Here is a 25,389-nt window from a genome sequence, read left to right on the forward strand (position 1 = left end):
CCGCTCGTTCGCCGCAGCCTCAGCAGCGGCTGCAGCGGCCTGCTCGTTCGCACCGTTGGCCGCGCCAGCGCCCTTGTCCTTGCCCTCGTCCGCAGGCTTGTCCTTGTCCTTGCCCTCGTCCGCAGGCCTGCGCTCCTCCTTGCCCTTGCCCTCGTCCGCAGACTTGCGCTCGTCCTTGCCCTTGCCGTCGTCCGCAGGCTTGTCCTTGTCCTTGCCCTCGTCCGCAGGCTTGTCCTTGTCCTTGTCCTTGCCCTCGTCCGCAGGCTTGCGCTCGTCCTTGCCCTTGCCGTCGTCCGCAGGCTTTTCCTTGTCCACAGGTTTGGCCGGTTCCGGATCGCGCTTCGGAGCCGTCTTGGCCTGTTCCTCCACTGGCTTCGCGGCAGGCTTCTCCGCCGGCTTCGCGACAGGCTTCTCCACCGGCTTCGCGACAGGCTTCTCCACCGGCTTCGCGACAGGCTTCTCCACCGGCTTCGCGACAGGCTTCTCCACTGGCTTCGCGGCAGGCTTCTCCACTGGCTTCGCGGCAGGATTCGCCGGTGCCGGCTCACGCTTTTCCGCCGGACGATCGCGATTCTGATCATCGTCGGTTTCAATCGGCACGACCGTCCGACCCTCGGCCTCGCACGCTCGACCCTTGGGCGTGTCCCAGCACTTCCCCTTGCCATCGGCTGAGGCGTCGTCGAAATCGCAATCCCCCACGGCCTCATAGCAATTCCGATATCCGGAGGCAACGGGCTCGGGATCGTCGGACTTGAGCTGCGCAAGGATCCCCCCGAGGGCGATCGCCACGGCCAGGGCGACGGCCATCGCCAGTTTTCCGGCGAGGTTCTTCCAGCGGTCAGCAGGAGTGGGCGGTGTGATGATGACCGGCGGCTGCGGAAACAGTGAATTCACCTTGTCCCGCAGCCGCCGCGTGATCTCCATCCGTGTCTCGTACTCCCTGGAACGACGCTGCCACTCCTTATAGAGACGCTCGTCCTCCGCCCAGAGCCGCTCGGATTCCTCCCGATGCTCTTCGAGGGAGTCGCCATTCGTACGCCAGGAGGATTCGTGGTCGATGCGCCGTTGCCGGGCCTCGCGCCAGGCGGCGTGCGCCTCGCGCTCTTGCTCGTGCGCCAGGGCTTCTTTCCGCTCGGCTTCCGCGAGCTCACGCTTGGCATCCGCATACTTCTGTTCCCGAGACTTCATTTCGACGGCTCTCATATCGGTGTGGGCACGGTGTCCGCAACGTGCGGAGGCCTCGCGCTGGATGCCGTCAAGCCTGACGTGAAATGGAGTGCGAAATCGTCCTCACCAGGGGTGGTCGAGTAGCCACGCAGGGTGGGCACTGGCCCCCACGATGTGTGAGGGCCAGTGCCCGGGTCACCGAAAATGCCAGCCGGTCACTGGTGCAGGATCACCCCGCGGATGTTCTTCCCGTTCCGCAGGTCCTCGTAACCCTGGTTGACGTCCTCGAGGCGGTACTGCGTGGTGACTAGTTCATCGAGCTTGAGCTGACCCGCGTCGTAGAGCCTGAGCAACTTGACGATGTCGTACTGCGGATTCATCGACCCGAACAGCGTGCCCTTGATGGTCTTCTGGTTCAGCGTCAGATCGCACCCGGACACGTGCACCGTGAGCTTCGCCGGGTCGGCCAGCCCGGTGATCACGACGGTGCCGCCCTTGCCGATCACCGCAGTCGCCGCCGAGACGACCTCCTCGTCCACGGTGCCGACCAGGATCAGCGCCGCGTCGGCTCCCTGACCCCAGGTCAGTTCGCTGACCTTCTCCGCGGCGCTCGCCGCGTCCGCGAACGCATGGGTGGCGCCGAACTTCAGTGCGGTCTCACGCTTGAGCGCAACGGGATCGACCACGACCACGTACTTGCAGCCTGCGCTGACCGCGCCCTGGACGGCGTTGATGCCCAGGCCGCCGATGCCGTAGATGACGGCGGTGTCACCCGCGCGCAGGTTGCCCGCGTTGACCGCGGTTCCCCACCCGGAGGGAACCCCGCAGCCGACCAGCACCGCGGTCTCGAGCGGCAGCCAGTCGTCCACCTTGACCACCGAGTGCTGCGAGATGGTCGCCCGCTCCGAGAAGGTGCCGAGCATGCACATCGCACCGAAATCGGTTCCCTTGGAATGAAACCGGAAGCTGCCGTCCGGCATCGACCCCTCCAGGATGGTCGCGCCCATGTCGCAGAGGTTCTGCCTGCCGGTCGAGCAGTAACGGCAGGTGCCACAGTTCGGGATGAAACTACAGACCACATGGTCGCCTGGCTGGACCTTCGTGACTCCCGGCCCGACCTCCTCGATGATGCCGGACCCTTCGTGCCCGCCGACGATCGGATAGCGCGGCGGCAGGTCACCGTCGGTCAGATGCAGATCCGAGTGGCACAGGCCGGCGGCGGTGTACTTGATCAGCACCTCGCCGGGGCCGGGGCCGTCCAGATCGAGTTCCATCACCTCGAACGGCTTTCCGGGCTCCAGCAGTACGGCTGCGGTTGTCTTCATGTTTCTCTCCTCGAAAATCGTTGTCAGAGCGCGATGTTGACGGACTTGGTGATGGTGTAGGCGTCGAGGCCGGCCGCGCCCAACTCGCGACCCCAGCCCGACTGCTTGTAGCCGCCGAAGGGCATCGCGGTGTCGAAGCCGTTGTACTGGTTGATCCACACGGAGCCGGCCTTGATCTGCCGCGCGGTGCGGTGCGCCTTGGAGATGTCCTTGGTCCAGATACCCGCGGCGAGGCCGTAGATCGAGTCGTTCGCGGCCGCGGCGACGCCGGCGTCGGCGTTGAACGGCAGCGCCGCGACCACCGGCCCGAAGATCTCCTCCCGGACGATGCTGAACTCCGGCTTGACGTCCACGAAGACCGTCGGCTCGACGAAGTAGCCGCTCTCGCCCCAGCGCTTTCCACCGGTGAGCGCGCGGGCGCCGTCCGCGAGTCCCGCAGCGAGGTAGCCGGTCACCTTGTCGAACTGCTCCTGCGAGACCAGCGGACCGAGCTGGGTGGCGGGATCCAACCCGGGGCCGATCTTCACCTGGCTTGCCGCGTCGGCGACGGCCTGGGTGAACTCGTCAAAGATCTTGTCCTCCACGAACAGCCGGGTGCCTGCGACGCAGCACTGACCGTGGTTGAACAGCCACGCATTGAGCGAGCCCTCCACCGCCGCATCGAAGTCCGCGTCGGCGAAGACGATGTTCGGGCTCTTGCCCCCGAGCTCGAGCGAGACCTTCTTCAGGTTGCCCTTCGCGGCGTCGACGATCTTCTTGCCAACCTCGGTGGACCCGGTGAACGCGATCTTGTCGACGTCGTCGTGCGCGGACAGGGCCGCGCCCGCGTCGCCGAAGCCGCTGATGATGTTCACGACACCGGGCGGGAAGCCGGCCTCCTGGAACACCTCACCGAGCAGCAGTGCCGTCAGCGGCGTCTGCTCGGCGGGCTTGAGGATGACGGTGTTGCCCGCGGCCAGCGCGGGGGCCAGCTTCCACGAGGCCATCAGCAGCGGGAAGTTCCACGGCACGATCAGCCCGCACACGCCAACCGGCTCGCGCAGGGTGTAGGCGTGGAACTGAGCGCCTGGCGCGAAGGGCATCGACACGTTGACCGTGCTGCCCTCGATCTTGGTTGCCCAACCGGCGTAGTAGCGGAAAACGTCCGCGGCCCACGCCACGTCGACCGCCGAGGCGATCCCAGCGGACTTGCCGTTGTCGAGGGCCTCGAGCTGCCCGAACTCCTCGGCCCGCTCGCTGAGGATGTCCCCGACCCGCCAGAGCAGCCGCTCACGCTCGTTCGGCTTCATGCCCGGCCACGGCCCGTCGTCGAACGCCGCCCGCGCCGCGCGAACCGCCCGGTCCACATCCTCCGCCTGACCGTGCGCGACCTCGGTCAGCGCGTTCCCCGTCGCGGGGTCGTAGGTCGGGAAGGTGCGACCCGAGGCTGCCGGGGTCCATTCCCCACCGATCAGCAGCTTCTTCGGACCACCTGTCAAGAATCCCTGAACCTCGGACTTGAGCGGGAAATCGGCGATCGCCGTCATCGGATCCTCCTGCGAGAGTATTGGTATGTGATGCACGCCATACTCCGCCGGTTCCGGCACGGCTAACTGTGCGACTTCCGGACAGCGGTCAGAGCGTGATGTCCAGCGCTCGGATCCGCGAATACAGTGTGCTGCGGCTGATTCCGAGCTTCGCGGCGGCGTGCACCTTGTTGCCGCCGCATTCCTGAAGTGCCTCGACGATCGCCTGCCGCTCCGCGCGCTCGCGGCCGGCGAGGCGCGAGATTCGCGAGCTGGTCCGGTAGGCGTCGGGCAGATCGGCAAGCCCGAGCCTGGTGCTCGAGCGCTCCCGCGCGGCGCGGGCCAGCACCACCCGCAGCTCGGTGAGATTGCCCGGCCACTCCCCCGCCACCAGCGCCTCGAGCGCGCTCGAGGTCAGGCTCAGCCCCGGCTCGATCCCGTCGAGCATCGACTGGGCGATCTCGGGCAGTTCTCCGAGCCGCTGACGCAGCGGCGGCACCGTGACGCGTTCGGGGCAGCGCGCGATCATCGCGGCGATGGGCGCGGGCAGTTCCTCGAACGGGCTGCTGGTCAGCACTATTCGAGGCCCGGAGTCGGCGACCAGAAGGTCGGTGACGAGCGGTAGCGCCGTTCCCGGCAGCAGCTGAGCGTGTTCGATAACCAGCGAGCCGCCCGACGACGCGGCCTTCTCGAGCAGCGCCGACAACCACCGTTCGAGCCCGACGACCGGTATCCGGGCGGCATCCATCCAGTGCACGGGCTCGGCGCCTGCGAGATCGCGAACGGCGGTGGTCCGGCCGGAACCGGGTTCGCCGACGATCGCGACGGAGTCGGTGTTGCCGCGTACCCGTCGCAGCTCGGCGCGCGCCCGGTCCGCGCCGGTGCCGAATCCGGCGGCGCGCCGCCGGATCGGCACATTCGTCCGGTGCACCTGCTCGACCAGAAACAGCGTGCCGCCGTTGGTTCCGGCGATCCGGTCGGCCTGCACCGTCGCCAGGTGCCCAGACGCCAACTCCAGGCTCACCGTGCGCGACTGGTCCGGCAGCAGGTCCGCGGCGAGCCCGCGCAGCGCGGCGTGATCGGCCACGTCGAGGAGATCGAGCGCGGTCCGGTTGCTGAGCAGGATGTCCTCGCCGATCGCGGCCACGGCCACATGGCGCTGCGGGGAGACCCGCTGGAAGGCGTCGACGAGCCGTTGCTCGGACGCCCTCGAACCCTCGAGCAGTCGCCGCTCGATGTCTGCCGCGGCGCGCTGCAGGAATGGCGCGAACAGGAAGTTCGCTTGCGGGGCAAGACAGGTCATGTCGAGGATCCCCTCCACCCGATGCGTCACCGGATGGAGAATCGGATGTCCGTAACAGCTCAACCCCTTGAAGCGCTCCAGATAGTGTTCCTCGCCGTTGATGACGATTCCGCGCCGCACCTCGACCGGGGTACCGATCGCGTTGGTGCCCGCGGTGTCCTCGCCGAATCGTGAGCCGATCACCGCCCCGAGCTTCTCCATGTGCCGCTCGACCTGAACGTTGTCGAACACCCGCGCCACGATGCGGCAGTCGCGGTCGGCCAGCAGGAGGCACAACCCGGTGCCCGCGATCTGGATGGCGACCTCGTCGAGGATCGGGCGCGCCGCCCGCAGCAGCCGGCTGCTCAGGTCCAGGTCCGTCGCCGGATCGGCGTCGAATCCGTCGCCAGGGCCGACGCCGCTCAACGCGGATCGCTTCCAGGACAGCGCGATCTCGGGCCGAACCGCCTGCCGGCCACTCTCCCCGCGGGGGGTCATCGGCCGGCCCGCCTATCCCTGCCCGATCAGTTCGAGCGACTGCTCGCGCATCTCGATCTTGCGCACCTTGCCCGTCACCGTCATCGGGAACTCGTCCACCACGTGCACATACCGCGGGATCTTGTAGTGCGCCAGCTTTCCCGTGCAGAAGGCCCGCACCGAATCGGCATCGAGCTGCGGCGCGCCCTCACGCATCCGGATCCACACCATCAGCTCCTCACCGTATTTCGCGTCCGGCACGCCGATCACCTGCGCGTCCAGGACATCCGGGTGGGTGAAGAGGAACTCCTCGATCTCGCGGGGATAGATGTTCTCGCCGCCGCGGATCACCATGTCCTTGATCCGGCCCGTGATCGCGACGTACCCGTCGGCGTCCATCACGCCGATGTCGCCGGTGTGCATCCACCGCGCCGTGTCGATCGCCTCGGCGGTCTTCTCCGGGTTCTCCCAGTAGCCGAGCATCACCGAGTACCCGCGGGTGCACAGTTCGCCCGCCTCCCCGCGGGGCAGCGTCAGTCCCGTCCCCGGGTCGACGATCTTCACCTCCAGGTGCGGACCCACCCGTCCGACGGTGGACACCCGCTGGTCGATCGTGTCGTCGGAGCGGGTCTGCAGGGACACCGGCGACGTCTCGGTCATGCCGTAGCAGATGGACACCTCCGTCATCCCCATCTGCTCGATCACCTGCTTCATCACCTCGACCGGGCAGGGCGAGCCTGCCATGATGCCGGTGCGCAGGCTGGACAGGTCGTAGCTGGCGAAGTCCGGGTCGGCGAGCTCGGCGATGAACATCGTCGGCACCCCGTACAGCGAGGTGCACCGTTCCGCCTGCACGGCCTCGAGGGTGGCCTTCGGATCGAACGCGGGACCCGGGATCACCATGGCGGCACCGTGACTGGTGCACGCGAGGTTGCCCATCACCATGCCGAAGCAGTGATAGAACGGCACCGGGATGCACACCCGGTCCGCCTCGGTGTAGTGGCACAGCTCGCCGACGAAGTAGCCGTTGTTGAGGATGTTGTGGTGGCTGAGCGTCGCACCCTTCGGGAATCCCGTTGTGCCCGAGGTGTACTGGATGTTGATCGGGTCGTCCGCGGAGAGCGCGGACTGGGCCTTGGCCACCGACGTCGGGTCGGCCGACTGGGCGGCGATTCCGTCGGCGACCAGCGCCTGCCAGTCCGCACTGCCGAGCAGGACCACCGTCTCCAGGTCGCCGCACTGCGGGCGGACCGTCTCGATCATCGCCGCGTAGTCGGAGCTCTTGAAACTGGGCGCGGCGACCAGCAGCTTGATACCCGCCTGATCGAGCACGTACTGCAGTTCGTGTGAGCGGTAGGCGGGGTTGATGTTCACCAGGATCGCGCCGATCTTCGCGGTCGCGAACTGGATCAGCGTCCACTCCGGGCAGTTCGGCGCCCAGATGCCCACCCGGTCGCCCAGTCCGATCCCGCGCTGCAGCAGGCCCGCGGCGATGCCGTTCACGTCGACGGCCAGCTCGGCGTAGGTCCACCGTCTGCCCGAAGGCCGGTCCACGAGGGCGTCGCGGCCGCCGTGGGCCGCGACCGTCCGGTCGAAGTTGTCGCCGATGGTGTCGCCCAACATCGGCGCATCCCAGACGCCCGACGCGTAGCTGGGCAGGGCGGTGCTCATGTGTTCCTCTCCCGGGCGCCGGTGAGCGCCCCGGGGAGGACCCGCCGTGGCGAGCCCTCCCATGGTCGAACTTACTCGTGCGGGTGTGACCTACGACATAATCCGTCGTGCGGGGCGGCCGTAACTGTCCAAGGTCCGGACACCCCGCCAACGGGGACCTTCACCTAGAGCGCGTGGTCCTTGGTCTCGACCAGGGCCTTGGTGCAGAAGAAGCTCAGCACCGAGAGTCCGGCCAGCATGATGCCGATCGCGAAGCTGCCGTACGAGGACGCCAGCGGCGCGGCGATCAGCGGCGGGATCGCACCACCGAGGACACCGGCGAGGTTGTAGCCCAGGCCCGCACCGGTGTAGCGGTACCGGGTCTGGAACATCTCCGGCAGCAGCGCGCCACAGGGGCCGTAGGCGATACCGAAGATGGCGAGCGTGCCGAACATGCCGATCACGAACGCGGTCGGCGATCCGGTGTCGAGGATCGGGAACAGCGCCAGCGCCCAGACCAGCGCGGCGACGCAGGACGCCATGATGACCTTGCGGCGGCCGATCCGGTCGGAGTAGAGCGCGGAGACGATGATCGCGATGCCGAAGACGACGGCGGACGCGATACCGACCATCAGCACGAACGGCCGGCTGAAGCCGAGCGTCTTGGTCCCGTAGCTGGTGAGGAAGGCGGTGCCCAGGTAGAAGAAGGCGAACAGCGTGGCCAGGGCGCCCGCGGAGAGCAGGATCTCCTTGCGCTGGTAGCGCCAGGCGTCGAGGAACGGCAGGGTGCGGGGCTCGGCGTCCGGCCCGTCGAGTGCGCGCTGCGCCTGGTTGGCGCGGAACACCGGGGTCTCTTCGATGGCGAGGCGCATGTACAGGCCGATGCCGACCAGGACGATGGAGAACAGGAACGGAACGCGCCAGCCCCAGTTGAGGAAGGTTTCGTTCGAGTCGCCGAGCACGGAGCCGGTGATCAGGAAGGTGCTGCTGGAGAGAATGAAGGCGATGGCCGGGCCCAGCTGCGGGAACATCGCGTACAGGCCGCGTTTGCCCGGTGGCGCGTACTCGGCCGTCAACAACGTCGCGCCCGCCCATTCGCCGCCGACCGCGAAGCCCTGCCCGAAGCGGAGCAACACGAGGATGATCGGGGCCGCGACGCCGATCGTGGAGGCGCTCGGCAGCAGGCCGATGAGCAGCGTCGAGATGCCCATCAGGAGCAGTGTGGAGATCAGGGTCTTCTTGCGGCCGATCCGGTCACCGTAGTGACCGAAGAGCATCGCGCCGACCGGCCGCGCGATGAACGCGACCGCAAAGGTCGCGAACGAGGCGACGGTCCCGGCTGTCGATCCCAACGCCGGGAAGAACACCTTCGGGAACACCAGCGCGGCGGCTGTCCCGTAGATGAAGAAGTCGTAGAACTCGATGGTGGTGCCGATGCAACTCGCAATGGCCACCCGGCGCACGCTGGTGCCCGGCGGCGCGGCGGTCACCTTTCCTTCTACTGGCGACACTGTCGTCATGTGTTCCTCTTCTCGAGCCAAGGGTGACGCCCGGTCGGGCACCACTGACTGCGGGAAAAGGTAGTGACGTGGCTCACGTGACAACCACCCCCGAAAGGGGGGTGGGGTGACCTGGCTCACCCCACCCGGCCTCAGTCCTTCGGGATTGCGATCGCGAGCACCACGCCGAGCAGCGCCGCGATACGGACGGACGTGGACAAGTCGGTCACCCCTTAGATCATCGAGCGGTGGACGCCCTGCGGCTCGCCGCCGAGCTGCGTCAGCGCCGAGGCGTGGAAGATCGAACCCGGCACGTGGATCGCGTGGGACAGTCCGACGTGCGCGTCCCGCCAGAACCGCTGCATCGGGGTCTTCAAGTGCATGGCGCCGCCACCGGAGCGGGCGAAGATCTCGTCCACCGCCCGCACCGCCCGCCAGGCCGCCGCGGTCTGGGTGCGCCGGCCGATGGCCCGCTCCTCGAACGAAACCTCTTCGCCGCGTTCGGTCTTGTCCCAGAACCGGTCCACGGTCTCCAGCAGACCGGTGCGCGAAGCCGCGATCTCCGCGGCCGCCTCACCGATCGCATACAAGACGTAGGGGTCTTCCTTGATCGGGATGCCAGTGACCGCGACCCGCTCCTTCTGGGCGGCGATATGGCAGGCCAGCGCACCCTCCGCCATGCCGATCAGGGAGGAGGTGATGCCGAGCGGGAAGATGCACGAGAACGGGAACTTGTACAGCGTTTCCGTGCGCCCGGCGTGCTGCCACGCGTTACCGCCGAGCACGATGTCCGCGTCGATGGTGCGGTAGGTCGGGATGAACGCGCCAGAGATGATCAGGTCCTTCGACCCCGTGCCGCGCAGCCCGACGACATTCCACGATTCCGGATCGATCTCGTAGTCCGACCGCGGTAGCAGCACGTGCAGGACCTGCGGCGGGGTGAGCGCGTTGCCCTCCCTGTCCCCCAGCGCGGCGCCGATCATGATCCAGCCGCAGTGGTCGGTGCCCGAGGAAAACGACCAGCGACCGTTGAGGATGTAGCCGCCATCCACCGGCGTCGCCACGCCCATCGGCGCGTAGGGCGACGCCATCCACATGTCGTTGTCCTCGCCCCAGATCTCGTCCTGGGCCTTCTTGTCGAAGAACGCCAGTTCCCACGGGTGCACGCCGACGATGCCTGCGACCCAGCCGGCGGCGCCGTCCAACGCGCCGATGGCCATGGTCGTCTCGGCGAACTCCCTGGGGTGCGCCTCGAGCCCGCCGTACTCCTTGGGCTGCAGCATCCGGATCACGCCCGACTCGCGCAGAGTCTTGGCCGTGGTGTCAGGCAGCCGCATGAGCTGGTCGCCCTCGGGGCCCTGAGCGCGGATCTCCTCCGCGTGCTCCATGATGTGGTCGAGTACCTGTCCCATTGATTCCTCACATTCGTGTACTGAAACCGTTGTCGAACGTGGAATTGCAACGCCGTGGTCGCCGGTACTGGCGAACGGTAGTCAACGCCGACCCGGCGGGACAGCGCCGTTCCGATCAGCGGAAATCACGCACGGCAAGGTCCACCTCGAAAGCGGCGAATCAGGGTGGGCCGCTTTTTATTTCGGCCCATCTCGTGCCTCGGACGAGTCCTGGAATTCCGTGTTCCGGTGAGCTGGACCGCACATACGGCACGACTCCAGAGCGGCCTGTAATGAGCGTCACATTCCACCCCATCCATGACGCACTGGAGAGGCACACAGATGTCACTGCACACACAGGCCGATGCCACGGAGGCCGGCGACGGCGGATGGTCACCCAGGCTGGTCATGTCGTTGATCTCGATGGCGCTGGTACTCGAGACCATGTCGATCAGCTTCTACCTGGTCACGACAGCGTTCAAGCCGATCGGCGAGCACTTCCAGACCGATCAACTCGCCTGGGTGATGTCCACATGGCTGCTGGTGGCCGCGATCGCGTGCCCGTTGGCAGGCAAACTTGCCGACATCTACGGCAAGCGCAAATTGTTCCTCATCTCTCTCGGATTGGGCATCGCCGGCGCGGTGCTCTCGGCGGCCGCCCCCAGCTTTGCGCTGTTCCTCGTCGGGCGCGCGCTCTTCGGCTGCCTCATCGCGTGCATGTTCCTCGCCTACTCGCTGATGCGCGACGTCTTTCCGCCGTCGACCCTGGGGCTGTCGGTTTCCATCACGGCGGCAGGCATGGGATTGATGTCCGTACCTGCACCATTCCTGACAGGATGGCTCCTCGACACCTGGTCGTTCCGGGCGATCTTCTGGTTCTTCGCGATCGTTCTCGTCGCCATGATCCCCATCATCGTCGCCACCACGCCCGAATCCCCGGTGCGCACTCCCGCCCGGGTCGACGTGCTCGGCGCGATCCTGCTCGGCGGCGGTCTCGCCTCGGTGCTCATCGGCGTGAGCTTCGGCCCCACCTGGGGATGGGGTGAAACCAGCACGCTGGGCTACCTCATCGGCGGTGTCGCGCTCCTCACGGCGTGGGTCACGACGAGCCTGCGCGCCAAGGAACCCCTCATCGACCTGCGCTTCTTCCGCCGCGGGCCGATGTTCCGCATCTGCCTGGGGGCGGGACTCGGCTACGGCACGATGTCGCTGTACACCATCATGCTGCCGATCATGTGCATGACGCCCACCGCGCTCGCGCTCGGATATGGATTCGGCGTCGACGCAAAGCAATTCGCGATCCTGCAGGCCCCGATCGGCCTCGGCAGCGTCATCGGCGGACTCGGCGTCGGCCGCGCGATCCGTACGATCCGCCCATCGGCCACGATGTTGGTCGGCATGGGCCTGATGCTCGCCGGCTCCGCGCTCACCGCGTTCTCCCACACCGACAAGGCGCTGCTGGTCGTCTGGGTGCTCCTTTTCGGGCTGGGCATGGGTGCCTTCACTGCCTCGATTCCCAACCTGGTCATCGCGTCGGTCCCGGCCACCGTGCAGGCGTCGATGTCGAGCATGGTCCAGACCTCACAGACCCTCATCGCTTCGATCTTCCCCGTAGCGGCGTTCGCAATCCTCAATTCCTACGTCGCCACCGTCGTCGACGGTTACGCCTTCTACACGGGCGGCGGCATATCGCTGTCGTTCCTCATCGCTGCGGCCGGCTCGGCGCTGGCGATCCTCGTCGTCGCCGGCCTGCTCCGACAGCGAACTCGAGCCACCGCCGACGGGCACGCGCCGACCGTGCCTGCCGTGGCGGCCAACGCCTGATCCGAGCCGCACGAGAGGACGCCAGGCTGCGAGGTTCGCGGCCTGGCGTTCTCGCGTTCAGCCGCACACACCATCCGACCTGGGGCGATGGCGCGGCCGGCGCCACAACGTGACCGCCGTCACCATCGCTGATATAGTCGCCGAACACTTGATTGATCGCTTGCTCAATGAATGTTCAGGGGCAATCCCCCTGCATCGACTCGGACCTCTGGAGGACAAGAAAATGTCGGGCGATGAAAATTCTCCGGTCGCGGTGATGGACCGCGTCTCGATCCTGCTAGAAGCCTTCAGCGACTCCGAGCGCCTCACCCTGTCGGAGCTGTCGCGGCGCACCGGCTTCCCACGCTCGTCCACCCATCGGATGCTCGTCCAGCTCGTGCGACTGCAATGGGTCCGGCGACGCGGACAGGCCTACGAGCTCGGCATGAAGATGTTCGAACTCGGTTCGCTCGCCCTGCATCACGACAGCGTGCACCGGGCGGCGCTTCCGATCATGCACCAGCTGCACGCGACCACCGGCCTGGTCGTCCACCTCGGCGTCCTCACCGGATCGGAGGTGCTCTACCTCGAGCGGATCGGTAGCCGGTTTGCCATGTCACTGCCGTCCCGGGTGGGCGCCAGGCAGCCGGCGGCGTTCACCGCGGTCGGAAAGGCAATACTGGCCGGCATCGGGGCCGATCCCGAGGAGTTGGCTGCCGAGGCACCCAATCAAGCCACCCCACATAGCATCTCGGATCCGGAGCAGCTGCGACGCGAGTTCGCCCGGATCCGCGAGCGCAGCGTGGCTCAGGACCGCGATGAGGCGGTCGTCGGCGCCTCCTGCGTGGCTGCGGCCATCGGCAACGGGCGCACGACGGTCGGCGCGATCTCGGTCTGCGGGCCGACCGACAAGATCAATACCGCCGCATTGGTGGCGCCGGTCAGGATGGCCGCCCTCGCGACCTGGCGGCACATCGCCGAGCAGCGACCGCCCCGCGACATCCCCGCCTGACACGACCACTGTGCCCCCTACATGAATATGTAGGGGGCACAGCCTGTTTCGTGAACGGTTCCGGCTACTTCGAGCTGTCGGCCAGCTGGGCGACGTTCGCCTTCACTTCAACGGCCCAGTTCTCCAGGGCACGGGTGGTGTCGACCTCGAACTCGAAGCGCTTGGTCATGTCCGACGTGACCTCCTCGACGTCTACGTAGAACTGGTTGTACCACCGACGGAGCTGGTACACCGGGCCGTCCTCCTCCGTCAGCAACGGGTTCTCGATCCGGGACTTGTGCTTCCAGATCTCGACGTCCTGCAGGAACTGGGTCTCGACACCTTCGGTGAACATCGTCGCCATCTCCGAGGCCTGCTCGTCCGAGAGCCCCTCCACCCGTTTCACGATCGTGCCGTACTGCAGCAGGAAGGAGTTCTGGGTGATCGGGTAATGGCAGTTGACCAGCTTGACCTCGACCTTGGTGTCACCCGCGACCGTGTACACGGTGTCGAGCATGAAGGACGGACCGTAATAGAACGCGTCGGACACGGTTTGGGCGTCCGGCATGTCGAGCTGCACCCCGGTCTGGATGTCGTCGCGGCCAGACGAGCGCATGTGCTGCGCCGCGACGTGCCCCTCGAAGACGTTCTTGAAGTACTCCGGCATCTGGAAGTGCACATAGAAGAAGTGCGCCATATCGACGACGTTGTCGACGATCTCGCGACAGTTCGAACCCTCCACCAGGTAGGTGTTCCAGGTCCAGTCGCTCCACTGGTCGGTGCCGAAGCCCTCGATCTCCGGGACGGTGACCTCCGGTGGCGGAGGGTTGCCCTGCGGGTCGTTCCAGACGAACAGCAGACCGTTGCGCTCCATCGAGATCCACGACCTGGTGCGCGCGAGCGGGGGCACGCGTCGGGCGTAGGGGATGCCGGTGCACTTGCCGTTGCCGCCCCAGCGCCAGTCGTGGAACGGGCACGCAATCGAATCGCCCTTGATCTCGCCCATGGCAAGGTTTCCGCCCATGTGCCGGCAGAACGCATCGAGGATGTTCAGCGTGCCCTTGGTGTCCTCGAACACCACCAGGTCCGTGCCGAAGATCTGCACCTGGTGCGGCTTGCCGTCACGAAACGACGTCGCAAGGCCGAGGCAATGCCAGCCACGCGCGTAGCGCGTCGGGTTGCTGCCCGTCTCGATGGTCCGCACTTCGGGTTCGGTATTCGTGCCCACGGTCATGATTCCTCCAGTTCGGTTCGGTTCGGTTCGAGAATCCGGAATGCCCGGATTCACGTCGCACTCAGGCCAAGACGCACCGGGTGCCGGTGTAGATGGTCGGCATGCATTTGTTGCAGTGGATGCAGAGCGAGCGCTTGCCTGCGTCGGCGGCGATCCGGTTGATCAGGTCCGGTTCGCGCAGCAGCGCGCGTCCGATTGCGACGAATTCGAACCCCGCGTCCATCGCGGTGTCCATGCCTGCCGGGTCGGTCACCCCGCCGAGCAGGATCAGCGGCGTCTTCACCACCGACAGAAACTGCCTCGCCTGTTCGAGCAGGAAGAGGTCGCGGTACGGGTATTCCTTGAGCGCCAGCTTCCCGAACATCTGCACCCCGAGCTTCACCGGTTGCGGCATCACCGCGGCGAACTCCGCAATCGGTGTGTCGCCCTTGAACAGGTACATCGGGTTGTAGAGGGAACTGCCGACGGTCAGCTCGATCGCGTCGAGGGCGCCGTCCTCGCTGAGCCACCGCGCGGTCTGCAGCGACTCGTCGAGCCAGGTCCCGCCCGGCACACCGTCGTCCATACTCAGCTTGGCGATCACGGCCGCCCGATCCTGCACCGCGTCACGAACCCGACGCGCGATCTCGCGCGCGATGCTCGCGCGGTTCCCCAGCGATCCCCCGCGACGGTCGGTCCGCTTGTTCAACTTCGGGCTGAGGAATGAGCTGATGAAGTAGTTGTGGCCCATGTGCAACTCGACCACGTCGAAGCCCGCCTCCACCGACAGCAGCGCGGAGTCCACGAAACCCTGTGTGACCCGCTCGATGTCGTCCTCGGTCGCGGGCCGACTGTTGCGCAGGCTGATGAGGCTGAACAGCTTGCCCGGGGCCACCGCGGGCCCCCCGATGGCCCGCACGTCGCCGACCGGACCGGCGTGATTCAGCTGCACCGCTGCCGCCGCGCCGCCGTCATGGATCGCGTCCGTCAGCCTCCGCAACCCCGGTACCACTTCCGGGCGCACGACGATCTGGCCCGCCGCGGTCACCCCGTCCGTCGCGACAGCGCAACCGGCCAGCGTGCTGACCCCGACGCCACCCTCGGCCAACGACCTATGGAAGGCGATGAGCTCGTCGGTGACGACTCCGTCGGGCGTCTTCCCCTCGGCGGTCGCGGCCTTGATCACCCGGTTGCGCAGCCGGACCGGCCCCAGGCGCGCCGGTCCGAGCACATCGGGGGTCATCCGAGCCGCCCGGGAACGGGCGTGGAGCGGTGGGCTTGACTCAGTCGCCCCTCGTGAACCGCCTGCCAGACCGAGGCCTGCAATGCCCCGCACGAGGTGACGAACATGCTGTGCTCGCCCCGCTCAGCGCGTGCCCGGAACTCCGGGCATCGACTCTCGGGATCATCCAGCCACTGGATGCTGGTGTGGCTCTGGCTGTACTTCTCGACGAGTACTCGGTTTTCGCATGCTTCACAGTCGAGTTGCTGCATGGTGCGCTCCTTCCGGTCGTGATCTCCGGCCGAGCCTAGGAAGGTCCGGTGCATGGCCGAGATCGAAATTCCGCCCAGCTGTAACCTTTTCGGCGGATCAGCGCATCAACGCCTGACCGCCGTCCACCGGCAGCGAATGGCCCGTGATGTATCGGGCGGCCGGGCCGCACAGGAATACGACCGCCGGGCCGATGTCCGTCTCCGGGTCTCCGAGGCGCCCGAGCGGGACGGTGCGCAGGTACTCCTCAGCCTCCTGCGGGCGCTCGGCGGCCCAGTCGTCGAGCGCAGGCGACGAGGCCAGCGGCAGGATCGCATTGACCCGAATCCCGTCCACGCCCCACTCGCACGCCGCCGTCCGGGTCAGCACCCGGATGGCCTCCTTCGCGGCCGCGTATCCCCCGTACCCGGAGGGGTCCCAGCGCACCCCGGCCGCGGATCCGAGATTGACGATCGACCCGTGCCCCTTGAGATGGGGATGGCAGGCCCGCATCAGGCGCAGCGTCGCCAGCGGCCCCGAATCCATCCCGTCGCGGTACACGTCCTCGGACAGGTCGAGCAGATGTCCGTGCACGGTGGTCTGCGCGTTGTTGACCAGGATCGACAGCCCACCGAACCGCTCGACGACGTCCGGGACCAGGCGCTCGAGCTGGTCCGGGTCCATGACGTCACAGGCGAACGCATGCGCGTCCCCGCCGCTTGCCCTGATCTGGGCCGCCGTGTCCTCGACCTTGCCAAGCGTTCGACCCGCCACTGCGACGCGGGCGCCCGCGTCGGCGAGCGACCGGGATATGCCGCGACCGACCCCCTGCCCCGCGCCGGTCACCAATGCCACCCTGCCGTCCAACACGCCCATGTTCCACCCTTCACCGGTTCCGATCCGGCGGCGCCGGACCGCAGCCGACAGTGTGTGCCCCGTCACGTCATTGATCAAGCGCTCGATCAGCTGAGTGGAAAGCCGATAGGGTGACGTCATGGATCCACAGGAACGCAAACGCCAGATTCTCGACTGTGCAGCGGAAGTCTTTGCGGCCAAAGGCGTTGCGTCCACCACCGTCCGGCAGATCGCCGACGCGGTTGGTGTCTACTCGGGGACCCTGTACCACTACTTCCCGGCCAAGGAAGCGATCGTCTTCGAGGTGATCCGGGAGTACCTGCTGGACATACTGGCCCGCTTTCGCGCGGCCGTGGCCGACGACCCGGATCCGATCTCGCGGCTCGAGGTGTTGGTCCACACCGCGATCGAATCCGCCGAGGCACACCCGCACGCCACCCGGATCTGGCAGAACGAGCTCGACTACATGCAGGAGCAGATGCGCGAGGCCAACCTCGGGCCCGTCGCCGTCGAGTTGGACGCGTTCTGGACCGACACCATCTCGGCCGGGATCGCGGCGGGCGTCTTCCGCCACGACATGGACCCGCACGTATTCCACATGCTGTTGCGCAACGCGGTCTGGATGACCCCGCAGTGGTACCACCCGTCGAGCGAACGCCCCGCGGAGACAATGGCCCGAGAGGTGGTCGCCGTCTTCGTCGACGGGTTCCGCGCCCGGACCTGACGAGCGCAGCTCGCGTGACCGCCCCGCAGGGGACCACGCGAGCTGCGCCGCATGCGGTTCCTACCGCCCGGCCGCGCTCAGGATCTCGGTGCGCAGTTCGGACCACACGACCGCGTAGGCGTCGCCGTCCTCGACCGCGTCCGCGAGCAGTTCCTGGTACCGGGCGAGTCGCGGCACGTACGCGGACACGTCGTCGAACACGTCCGACGCGCGACGATCCAGGTCGGCGCGCTTGCCCGCATCGGCTGCGGCATCGGCGAACTCGGCGTCCAGCGGCTCGAACCGCTCGACCACCTCCGCGAACAGGTCCTCGTCGATGGACACCCGCTCGGCGTCGAGCTGATCCTCGAGTTCGGTCACGCCCGCGTCGGTGAGCGAGACCCCGGCCTCGCCGGAGTCCGAGGCGCGACCAGCCGCGACCAACGCGTCGAGAGCGGCCTGTGCCGAGGACTCGGCGACCCCGAGCTGTGCAGCGAGCGCCGGTGCCGTGACCGAGCCCTTCAGCCGCACCGACTGCAGCAGAGCCAGCTCGTCGACATTGCCTGCAAAGGCCATTGCATATCTCCTTGGTGCCCGAAACCGGGCGTCGTCACCGCCCCGAGGTCAGGGGCGAGCTACATCCTTTTGGATCACCGACACCGGCGTCAACAGGCATGGGAGGCCATCGAGGAAGCCGCCGACCTCCACGGTGAACACGGCATTGGTCTCGTCCACGCCTCACACCATATGAAGCGCTCCTCATCGCCGGTCACTCGAGGGCCAGGACCTCGCCCGAGGACAACGCGTCGGAGCGCGAGGTGTCCTTGAGGTCGACCCCCGAGCGTCCCAGCTTTCGGGCGCCGGACACCAGGCCCGCCACCACCTTCGCGGCCTGGGCGTACCCGAGTCCCTCCGGCGGGTGGATGTTGGAGATGCAGTTCCGGTCGGCGTCGGTGCGGCCCGGTCGCGGCAGGTGCGTCAGATAGATCCCGAGGCTGTCCGCCACCGACAGTCCAGGACGCTCGCCGATCAGGACGATCAGCGTCCGGACCCCCATCGCCTCGGCGATGTGATCGCCGAGCGCCACCCTGGCCTCGGTGGCGATCACCGGCGCAGCGATGGAATAACGATCGGAGAGCTCCTCGGCCAGTGCGGACACCAGCGCCGCACCATGATCCATCAGAGCCAGAGGGGAAAGGCCGTCCCCGAGAACGAAACCCAGGTCCGCACCACTGCGCGGCACGGTCGTCAGGTCCGCCGGTAGCCGCCCGAGGTCGGGCCTGCGGAGGTACTCGGCGCGGCTGGTGGCCAGGCTCGTCACCACGGCAGGAAGCCCCAACCCGATGGCCTCGACCTGTGCAGCGAGCGCATCCGTGTCCAGCGGCAGGTGCACCGCGTCACGGGCAGCGGCGTGTGCGGACCGGAGCTCGAGGACCCGCTCGGTCGGCAACGAGTCGCCGGTCCGTCCGAGCCCGATCCGTGCCTGGGTGCTCCCGCGCAGATCGGCCCAGAAGTCCTGCGGCGCCGCACCGCCCCGGACCGTGCCGTCACGCTTCTCGGGATTCACGGTGCCCCCGTCAACGCTCGCAGCGGGGATGCCGCCGCGTCGACCGGAAGCACCCTGCCCGCGGCGTCGGTCATGCCGAGCCGTTGCAGCCAGGCCTCGAACTCCGGGGCCGGGCGCAGCCCGAGGACCTGCCGCACGTAGAGCGCATCGTGGAAGCTCAGGCTCTGATACCCGAGCATCACGTCGTCCGCCCCCGGCACCGCGATCACGAACGCCGCCCCGGCCACGCCGAGCAGGGTCAGCAGGGTGTCCATGTCGTCCTGGTCGGCCTCGGCATGGTTGGTGTAGCAGACGTCGACCCCCATCGGCAGGCCGAGCAGCTTGCCGCAGAAGTGGTCCTCGAGTCCCGCCCTGATGATCTGCCTGCCGTCGTACAGGTACTCCGGACCGATGAATCCGACCACGGTGTTGACCAGGAGCGGTTCGAGGTCGCGGGCCACCGCGTAGGCCCTGGTCTCGAGCGTCTGCTGGTCGACGGGCTTGCCGCCGGTGCCGAGGTGGGCTCCGGCGCTCAGTGCGGAACCCTGCCCGGTCTCCAGGTACATCACGTTGGTGCCGACCGTGCCGCGCCCCAGCGAGCGCCCGGCGGCGTTGGCCTCCCGCAGCAGCGGGATATTGACGCCGAAGCTCGTGTTGGCGCCCTCGGTGCCTGCGATGGACTGGAAGACCAGGTCCACCGGGACGCCCGCCTCGATCAGGTCCATCGTGGTGGTCACGTGGGAGAGCACGCAGGACTGCGTCGGGATCTCGAACCGCTGCCGAATCTCGTCGAGTAGGTACAACAGCTCCGAGGTGGCGTGCGGCGAATCGGTCGCCGGGTTGATCCCGATCACCGCATCGCCGCAGCCGAGCAGTAGCCCGTCCAGGGTGGCGGCCGCGATGCCGCGCGGGTCGTCGGTCGGGTGGTTGGGCTGCAACCGTGTGCTCAGCCTGCCGGGCAGCCCGACCGTGGTCCGGAACGCTGCGGTGACAACGGCCGCGCGCGCCACCGCGATGAGGTCCTGGTTCCGCATGATCTTGCTGACCGCCGCCACCATCTCCGGCGTGAGTCCCGGCGCCACGGCACGCAGCACCTCGGCGGGAGCCTCCCCCGCGGCCACCGCCAGCAGCCAGTCCCGGAGACCGCCAACGGTGAGATGCGAGATCGCTTGATACGCAACGCGATCGTGCGAGTCGATGATCAGCCTGGTGACCTCGTCGTCCTCGTACGGCACCAGCAGCTCGTGCAAGAACACGTCGAGTGGGATCTCGGCGAGCGCCCACTGCGCGGCCGCGCGCTCGGCATCAGAGGAGGCCGCGCAGCCGGCCAGCTCGTCGCCGCTGCGCAGCGGGGTCGCCTTCGCCATCAGCTCGACGAGCCCGTCGAAGGTGTGCGTGGTGCCGCCGATCGTCTGGGTGTACCGGGTCACTCCAGCTCCTCCTCCGCCTTCGCGAGAATCGCGAACTCCTCATCCGGCGAGTTGGCCACCAGATGGTGCCTGCTGTAGAAGCCGAAGTAGGCCATGAAGCCGCCGAACGCGAGCACGGTCCACAGCGCCGCGGTCGGATCGACCAGGAAGGTGGCGATCACCGCCGCGATCGCGATGACCAGCGCGAAAGACGTGGTGACGACGCCGCCCGGGGTGCGGTACGGACGCGGCATGCCGGGTTCGCGTTTGCGGAGCACGATGTGGCTGACCATCATCAGCACGTAGCTCACCGCCGCGCCCAGCACCGCCATGTTGAGCAGCATCGCACCCTCGCCGGTGAGCGAGAGGACGAAGCCGATGACGCCGGGCACGATCAGCGCGAGCGTCGGCGCCTTGCGGGAATTGGTCACCGAGAGCCTCGTCGGCAGGTATCCGGCGCGCGACAAGGCGAACGTCTGTCGGGAGTACGCGTACATGATCGAGAAGAAGCTCGCCACCAGGCCCGCAAGGCCGATGTAATTGACGGCCTTGGCCGCCCCGCCGTCGCCGAGGGCCTGCACCAGCGGGTTCCCCGAGGTGGACAGGGCCTCGGCACCGAGCGCGCCGGTCGCGAGGAAGAGCACCGACGCCCCGGTGATGATCAGGAGCAGCATGCTGATGATGATGCCCTTGGGCACGTTCTTCTCGGGCTCGCGAGCCTCCTCCGCGGCGAGCGGAACACCCTCCACCGCAAGGAAGAACCAGATGGCGAACGGCACCGCGGCCCAGATGCCGAACCAGCCGAACGGCAGGAAGCTGGAACTGCCCGCTGCGCCGGGGTCGGCAGCGATGTCGGTCAGGTTGCTCGCGTCGAACAGGCCCCAGGCGGACACCGCGAACACGATCAGACCGACCAGCGCGATCGCGGTGATCACGAACATCGCCTTCAGCGCCTCGCCGGCGCCGGTCAGGTGGATACCGATGAAGATGGCGTAGACCGCGAGGTAGACCCACCAGCCGTCGGTGATCCCGAACAGGTTCAGTGACTCGACGTAGCCGCCGATGAAGGTGGCGATCGCCGCGGGTGCGATCGCGTACTCGATGAGAATTGCTGTGCCGGTGGCGAATCCGCCCCATGGACCGAGCGCTCTCCTGGCGAAGGTGTAGCCGCCGCCCGCGGCGGGCAGTGCGGAGGACATCTCGGCCATGCCGAGCACCATGGCCAGGTACATGCCGGCGATGACGACGCCCGCGATGAGCAGCCCGCCGAAGCCGCCCTCGGCCAGACCGTTGTTCCACCCGGCGTAGTCGCCGGAGATCACGTAGCTCACACCCAGCCCGGCCAGTAGCAGCCATCCCGCGGAACCCGATTTGAGGGTCCGTTTCGCGAGGTACTCACTGTCCTCGGTGTGAAAGTCCTCGTGTGAGGTCTTCTTGGTGGTGATCGCCATGGCGACCTCCTTCTCATAGTGAATGATCACACGACACCGGCAACGCACAACAGTGTTGGCGCTCGGCGTCATGGATTGATGTCCGCGGGGTAACGGCTGGTCAGTTCTTCGGGCCGCCCGGTACGGGGCACGCGTCGGCAGCCTCGGCGACCACCAGGGGCTCGGCGGACAGTGTGGGCCGTCGCCCCTCCTCCCAGCTCTGCCCGGTGACCGGCGCGACCTCGGCGAGCGCGACGTTCTCCGCGGGCGTGAACGCGCGGGCCCGGCTCAGGAAGCGCAGGCCCTCCGGCGCCTCGAGACTGAAACCCGAACCGCGACCCGGGACCACGTCCAGCACCAATTGCGTGTGCTGCCATGCCGCGAACTGGGAGCCCGAGATCCACACGGGGACCGCGTCGTCACCGTCGGGCAGGGAATCGGGCACCTCGCCGACACCGAGCGTCACATCGAGCAACCCGACCAGGACGTCGCGGTCGCCGACGATGAATTCGCCTGCGGGATAACACATCGGCGCCGAGCCGTCACAGCATCCGCCGGACTGGTGCATCATCAGCGGCCCATGGGCGCCGCGCAGTCGTCGGAGCAGATCCATCGCCGCCGCGGTCACGACGATCCGGCCGGGCGCCGTCATCGAGTCGGCCATCGGAACCTCCGCTTCGCCGAGAAGTGGTGGCACGGCGCCCGCCTCGGGGGGATGGGCGGGCGCCGTGCCGTCGGTCACGGCGTCCGCCGCAGGGGGGCATTGGCGGACGCCGTGGATCGGGGGACCCAGGTCAGAAGAAGCCCTGCGCCTTCGGGGCGTAGCTGACCAGGAGGTTCTTGGTCTGCTGGTAGTGGTCGAGCATCATGTGGTGGTTCTCGCGGCCGATACCGGACTGCTTGTAGCCACCGAACGCCGCGTGCGCGGGGTACTGGTGATAGGTGTTCGTCCACACCCGGCCCGCCTGGATGTCGCGGCCGGCGCGGTAGGCCACCCCACCGTCGCGGGACCAGACGCCCGCGCCGAGTCCGTACAGGGTGTCGTTGGCGATCTCGATGGCCTCGGCGTAATCCTTGAAGGACGTCACCGACACCACCGGTCCGAAGATCTCCTCCTGGAAGATCCGCATCTTGTTGTTGCCGGTGAACACCGTCGGCTGCACGTAGAAGCCGCCGGACAGGTCGCCGCCGAGCTCGGCGCGCTCACCGCCGGTCACCAGCTGGGCACCCTCGGCCTTGCCGATCTCGATGTAGGACAGGATCTTTTCCAGCTGGTCGTTGCTGGCCTGCGCACCGATCATGGTCTCGGTGTCGAGCGGGTCACCCTGCCGCACGGCCTTGGTGCGGACCGCCGCCATCGCGAGGAACTCGTCGAAGATGTCCGCCTGGATGAGCGCACGGGACGGGCAGGTGCACACCTCACCCTGGTTGAGCGCGAACATGGTGAAGCCCTCGAGCGCCTTGTCCTGGTAGTCGTCGTTGGCGGCGAGCACATCGGAGAAGAAGACGTTCGGGCTCTTGCCGCCGAGCTCCAGGGTCACCGGGATCAGGTTCTGCGACGCGTACTGCATGATCAGCCGGCCGGTGGTGGTCTCGCCGGTGAAGGCGATCTTCTTGATCCGCGGGCTCGAGGCCAGCGGCTTGCCCGCCTCGGTGCCGAATCCGTTGACGACGTTGAGCACTCCCGCGGGCAGCAGGTCGCCGATGATGCTCATCAGGTACAGGATCGAGGCCGGGGTCTGCTCGGCTGGCTTGAGCACCACCGCGTTACCGGCGGCCAGCGCGGGCGCGAGCTTCCACACCGCCATCAGGATCGGGAAGTTCCACGGGATGATCTGACCGACCACGCCGAGCGGCTCGTGGAAGTGGTAGGCGACGGTGTCGGAGTTGATCTCCGAGAGCGAACCCTCCTGCGCCCGGATGGCACCCGCGAAGTAGCGGAAGTGGTCGATGGCCAACGGGATGTCCGCGTTGAGTGTCTCGCGGATCGGCTTGCCGTTGTCCCAGGACTCGGCGAGGGCGATGGCCTCGAGGTTCTGCTCCATCCGGTCCGCGATCTTGTTCAGGATGACCGCGCGCTCGGCGACCGAGGTCTTGCCCCATGCGGGGGCGGCGGCGTGCGCGGCGTCGAGGGCGAGCTCGATGTCCTCGGCGGTGCCTCGGGCGATCTCGCAGAACGGCTGACCGGTGACCGGGGTCGGGTTCTCGAAGTACTGTCCCTTGACGGGCGGCACCCACTGTCCGCCGATCCAGTTGTCGTAGCGGGACTGGAAGGACATGACGGAATCGGGCGAACCCGGGCGGGCGTACACAGTCATCGAAGGCTCCTCGTGGTGTGGTGTGATCCAGAACACTAGGAGCTCGAGGGTTGCAACAACGTTGCGTCCCGAGTGGGTCAGACGCCCAGCCGCCGGTCGAGCAGCTCGATCCTGGACTTGACCTGGTCATACATCGGCGATCGACGGTCCATCGAGGACAGATAGGCGGCCCACGCCGCGGTGTCCTCGCGGCCATCGACCGTGCTCGTCCACTTCGCGAGCAGGCCCTGGTCGCCTGCCCGCAGCAGCGCCGCCCGCAGGCGGCCGCGCAGGTCGGTCCTGATGTCCTCGACCCCTGGCGCGACCGAGCCCGGCAGTACCGGACCCCGGTAGGCCCGCAGCGCCGCGGCCGCGTCTCCGCGGTCCAGCGCGCGGCGGACCTCCTCCACGTCCGAGCCGAGATCCGTCAGCAGCCGGTACGGGCGGGAGCCGAGGCCCGCCGCGCCGAACACCTTGCGCAGGCGCGACATCTCCGCCCGGATCGTGACCGAGTCCAGCTCCGACTCGTCGAGCAGCACGGCGAGATGGTCGGAGCCCAGCCCCTCGGGGTGCGCGGCCAGCAACAGCAGAATCTCCGCGTGCCGCTGCGAGAGGCTGGCCCGCTCTCCGTCCCGCACGAGGGTGGGCCGCTCGGATCCGAGGACCTGCAGTCGAGGGCGGGCGTCGCCGAGCAGCCGGGGCGAGTTGAGCAGGTGCAACCGGAGCTCGGACTCAGCCGCCGCGACGGTGGCCCGGATCAGCGAGAGCACTTCGGGCACAGCGACTCTCGGACCGCCGGTGATGTCGATAGCGCCGAGGATCTGGCCGCTCATCGGGTCGTGCACGGGCGCAGCGGAGCAGCTCCAATCGTGGACCGTCCTGCTGAAGTGCTCGGCCTCGAAGATCTGCACGCAGTGGTCGAGCGCGAGCGCCGTTCCCGGCGCGTTGGTGCCGACGCGGTCCTCGCTCCAGTCGGCGCCCTCGACGAAGTTCATCGCCAGCGCCCGGTCCTTGGCTGCGGTGTCGCCCTCCACCCAGAGCAGACGCCCCTCGGCGTCGCTGATCGCGACGAGCAGTCCGGTGTCGGCGGCGTCGTCGACCAGCAGCTTGCGCACCACGGGACGGATCAGCGCCATCGGGTGCCCGGAGCGGTACCGCTCCAGTTCGATGCCGTCGAGGCCGATGCCGTCGTCACCCCCGTCGGGGTTCACGCCCTTGTTCCGGCTGCGGAGCCAGGAATCGAGGATCACGGATCGGACCCCGTCATGCCCGACGGCCGCCGGGTCCACGCTCTCCCCCGCACTGCCGTCGACGAACGACCGGTGGGCCGATGACATCAGTCGCGCCAGCTGCGCGACATCATCGCCCGGCCGTA

20 protein-coding genes and 1 pseudogene are annotated in these 25,389 nt (G+C 67.7%); 3 read left to right on the forward strand and 18 right to left on the reverse strand.

Annotated elements, in window-relative coordinates; genetic code table 11:
* The 7 genes and pseudogenes from ACFXMV_RS09480 to ACFXMV_RS09510 form a co-directional block, all read right to left on the reverse strand.
* Nucleotides 1-1,188, reverse strand: a pseudogene (locus tag ACFXMV_RS09480) (hypothetical protein); the annotation flags it as partial.
* Between the two features lie 194 nt (nt 1,189-1,382).
* Entirely contained in the window at nt 1,383-2,492 is a 1,110-nt protein-coding gene (locus tag ACFXMV_RS09485; RefSeq protein ID WP_378502061.1) for an NDMA-dependent alcohol dehydrogenase, read from the reverse strand.
* 23 nt (nt 2,493-2,515) lie between these two features.
* Entirely contained in the window at nt 2,516-4,018 is a 1,503-nt protein-coding gene (locus ACFXMV_RS09490) for an aldehyde dehydrogenase family protein (RefSeq protein ID WP_378502913.1), read from the reverse strand.
* An 88-nt stretch (nt 4,019-4,106) separates the two neighbouring features.
* Nucleotides 4,107-5,777, reverse strand: a complete 1,671-nt coding sequence (locus ACFXMV_RS09495; RefSeq protein ID WP_378502914.1) for a sigma-54-dependent Fis family transcriptional regulator — start codon at nt 5,775-5,777, stop codon at nt 4,107-4,109.
* 12 nt (nt 5,778-5,789) lie between these two features.
* Complete coding sequence (locus ACFXMV_RS09500; RefSeq protein WP_378501247.1) at nt 5,790-7,427, reverse strand: AMP-binding protein; 1,638 nt, start codon at nt 7,425-7,427, stop codon at nt 5,790-5,792.
* A 164-nt stretch (nt 7,428-7,591) separates the two neighbouring features.
* Nucleotides 7,592-8,926, reverse strand: a complete 1,335-nt coding sequence (locus tag ACFXMV_RS09505) for an MFS transporter (RefSeq protein ID WP_378501248.1) — start codon at nt 8,924-8,926, stop codon at nt 7,592-7,594.
* Between the two features lie 212 nt (nt 8,927-9,138).
* Nucleotides 9,139-10,317, reverse strand: a complete 1,179-nt coding sequence (locus ACFXMV_RS09510; RefSeq protein WP_378502915.1) for a hydroxylase — start codon at nt 10,315-10,317, stop codon at nt 9,139-9,141.
* A 321-nt stretch (nt 10,318-10,638) separates the two neighbouring features.
* Here ACFXMV_RS09510 and ACFXMV_RS09515 point away from each other — a divergent pair, with 321 nt between their 5' ends.
* Both ACFXMV_RS09515 and ACFXMV_RS09520 read left to right on the forward strand, forming a co-directional pair.
* Entirely contained in the window at nt 10,639-12,120 is a 1,482-nt protein-coding gene (locus tag ACFXMV_RS09515; RefSeq protein ID WP_378501082.1) for an MFS transporter, read from the forward strand.
* 223 nt (nt 12,121-12,343) lie between these two features.
* Complete coding sequence (locus ACFXMV_RS09520; protein WP_378501081.1) at nt 12,344-13,111, forward strand: IclR family transcriptional regulator; 768 nt, start codon at nt 12,344-12,346, stop codon at nt 13,109-13,111.
* Between the two features lie 64 nt (nt 13,112-13,175).
* On the opposite strand, the gene ACFXMV_RS09525 is transcribed toward ACFXMV_RS09520, so the two are convergent.
* The 4 genes from ACFXMV_RS09525 to ACFXMV_RS09540 form a co-directional block, all read right to left on the reverse strand.
* Nucleotides 13,176-14,324 carry a Rieske 2Fe-2S domain-containing protein gene (locus ACFXMV_RS09525; RefSeq protein WP_378501080.1) on the reverse strand — a complete coding sequence of 383 codons (1,149 nt, stop codon included), beginning with the start codon at nt 14,322-14,324 and terminating at the stop codon, nt 13,176-13,178.
* 61 nt (nt 14,325-14,385) lie between these two features.
* Nucleotides 14,386-15,546 carry an NADH:flavin oxidoreductase gene (locus ACFXMV_RS09530; protein WP_378501079.1) on the reverse strand — a complete coding sequence of 387 codons (1,161 nt, stop codon included), beginning with the start codon at nt 15,544-15,546 and terminating at the stop codon, nt 14,386-14,388.
* Entirely contained in the window at nt 15,543-15,797 is a 255-nt protein-coding gene (locus tag ACFXMV_RS09535) for a hypothetical protein (RefSeq protein ID WP_378502916.1), read from the reverse strand. The genes ACFXMV_RS09530 and ACFXMV_RS09535 overlap by 4 nt, the downstream gene beginning before the upstream one ends.
* Before the next feature lie 97 nt (nt 15,798-15,894).
* A complete protein-coding gene (locus tag ACFXMV_RS09540; RefSeq protein ID WP_378502959.1) occupies nt 15,895-16,650 on the reverse strand; it encodes an SDR family NAD(P)-dependent oxidoreductase in 756 nt (251 codons plus the stop codon).
* A 118-nt stretch (nt 16,651-16,768) separates the two neighbouring features.
* On the opposite strand from ACFXMV_RS09540, the gene ACFXMV_RS09545 reads away from it, so the two are divergent.
* Nucleotides 16,769-17,353: a TetR/AcrR family transcriptional regulator gene (locus ACFXMV_RS09545; RefSeq protein WP_378500706.1), complete on the forward strand. Its 585-nt coding sequence runs from the start codon at nt 16,769-16,771 to the stop codon at nt 17,351-17,353.
* Between the two features lie 60 nt (nt 17,354-17,413).
* On the opposite strand, the gene ACFXMV_RS09550 is transcribed toward ACFXMV_RS09545, so the two are convergent.
* The 7 genes from ACFXMV_RS09550 to ACFXMV_RS09580 all read right to left on the reverse strand — a co-directional run bounded on the left by ACFXMV_RS09550 (nt 17,414) and on the right by ACFXMV_RS09580 (nt 25,351).
* Complete coding sequence (locus ACFXMV_RS09550; protein ID WP_378500707.1) at nt 17,414-17,908, reverse strand: hypothetical protein; 495 nt, start codon at nt 17,906-17,908, stop codon at nt 17,414-17,416.
* A gap of 193 nt (nt 17,909-18,101) precedes the next feature.
* Nucleotides 18,102-18,899 carry an ethanolamine ammonia-lyase subunit EutC gene (eutC, locus tag ACFXMV_RS09555; protein ID WP_378500708.1) on the reverse strand — a complete coding sequence of 266 codons (798 nt, stop codon included), beginning with the start codon at nt 18,897-18,899 and terminating at the stop codon, nt 18,102-18,104.
* Nucleotides 18,896-20,308: an ethanolamine ammonia-lyase subunit EutB gene (locus tag ACFXMV_RS09560; protein WP_378500709.1), complete on the reverse strand. Its 1,413-nt coding sequence runs from the start codon at nt 20,306-20,308 to the stop codon at nt 18,896-18,898. Before ACFXMV_RS09560 ends, eutC begins: the two co-directional genes overlap by 4 nt.
* Nucleotides 20,305-21,738, reverse strand: coding sequence for an ethanolamine permease (gene eat, locus ACFXMV_RS09565; protein ID WP_378500710.1), 1,434 nt, complete (start codon nt 21,736-21,738; stop codon nt 20,305-20,307). The genes ACFXMV_RS09560 and eat overlap by 4 nt, the downstream gene beginning before the upstream one ends.
* 100 nt (nt 21,739-21,838) lie before the next feature.
* The gene (locus ACFXMV_RS09570) at nt 21,839-22,381 is read right to left on the reverse strand and encodes a DUF779 domain-containing protein (RefSeq protein WP_378500711.1); all 543 of its coding nucleotides are present in this window, start codon (nt 22,379-22,381) and stop codon (nt 21,839-21,841) included.
* 130 nt (nt 22,382-22,511) lie between these two features.
* Nucleotides 22,512-24,035, reverse strand: coding sequence for an aldehyde dehydrogenase (gene adh / locus ACFXMV_RS09575; RefSeq protein ID WP_378502917.1), 1,524 nt, complete (start codon nt 24,033-24,035; stop codon nt 22,512-22,514).
* 77 nt (nt 24,036-24,112) lie between these two features.
* Complete coding sequence (locus ACFXMV_RS09580; protein ID WP_378500697.1) at nt 24,113-25,351, reverse strand: transcriptional regulator; 1,239 nt, start codon at nt 25,349-25,351, stop codon at nt 24,113-24,115.
* Nucleotides 25,352-25,389 lie beyond the last annotated feature (38 nt).

It is taken from the genome of Rhodococcus sp. NPDC059179 (genome assembly GCF_042754885.1).
Classification (GTDB): domain Bacteria; phylum Actinomycetota; class Actinomycetes; order Mycobacteriales; family Mycobacteriaceae; genus Rhodococcus_G.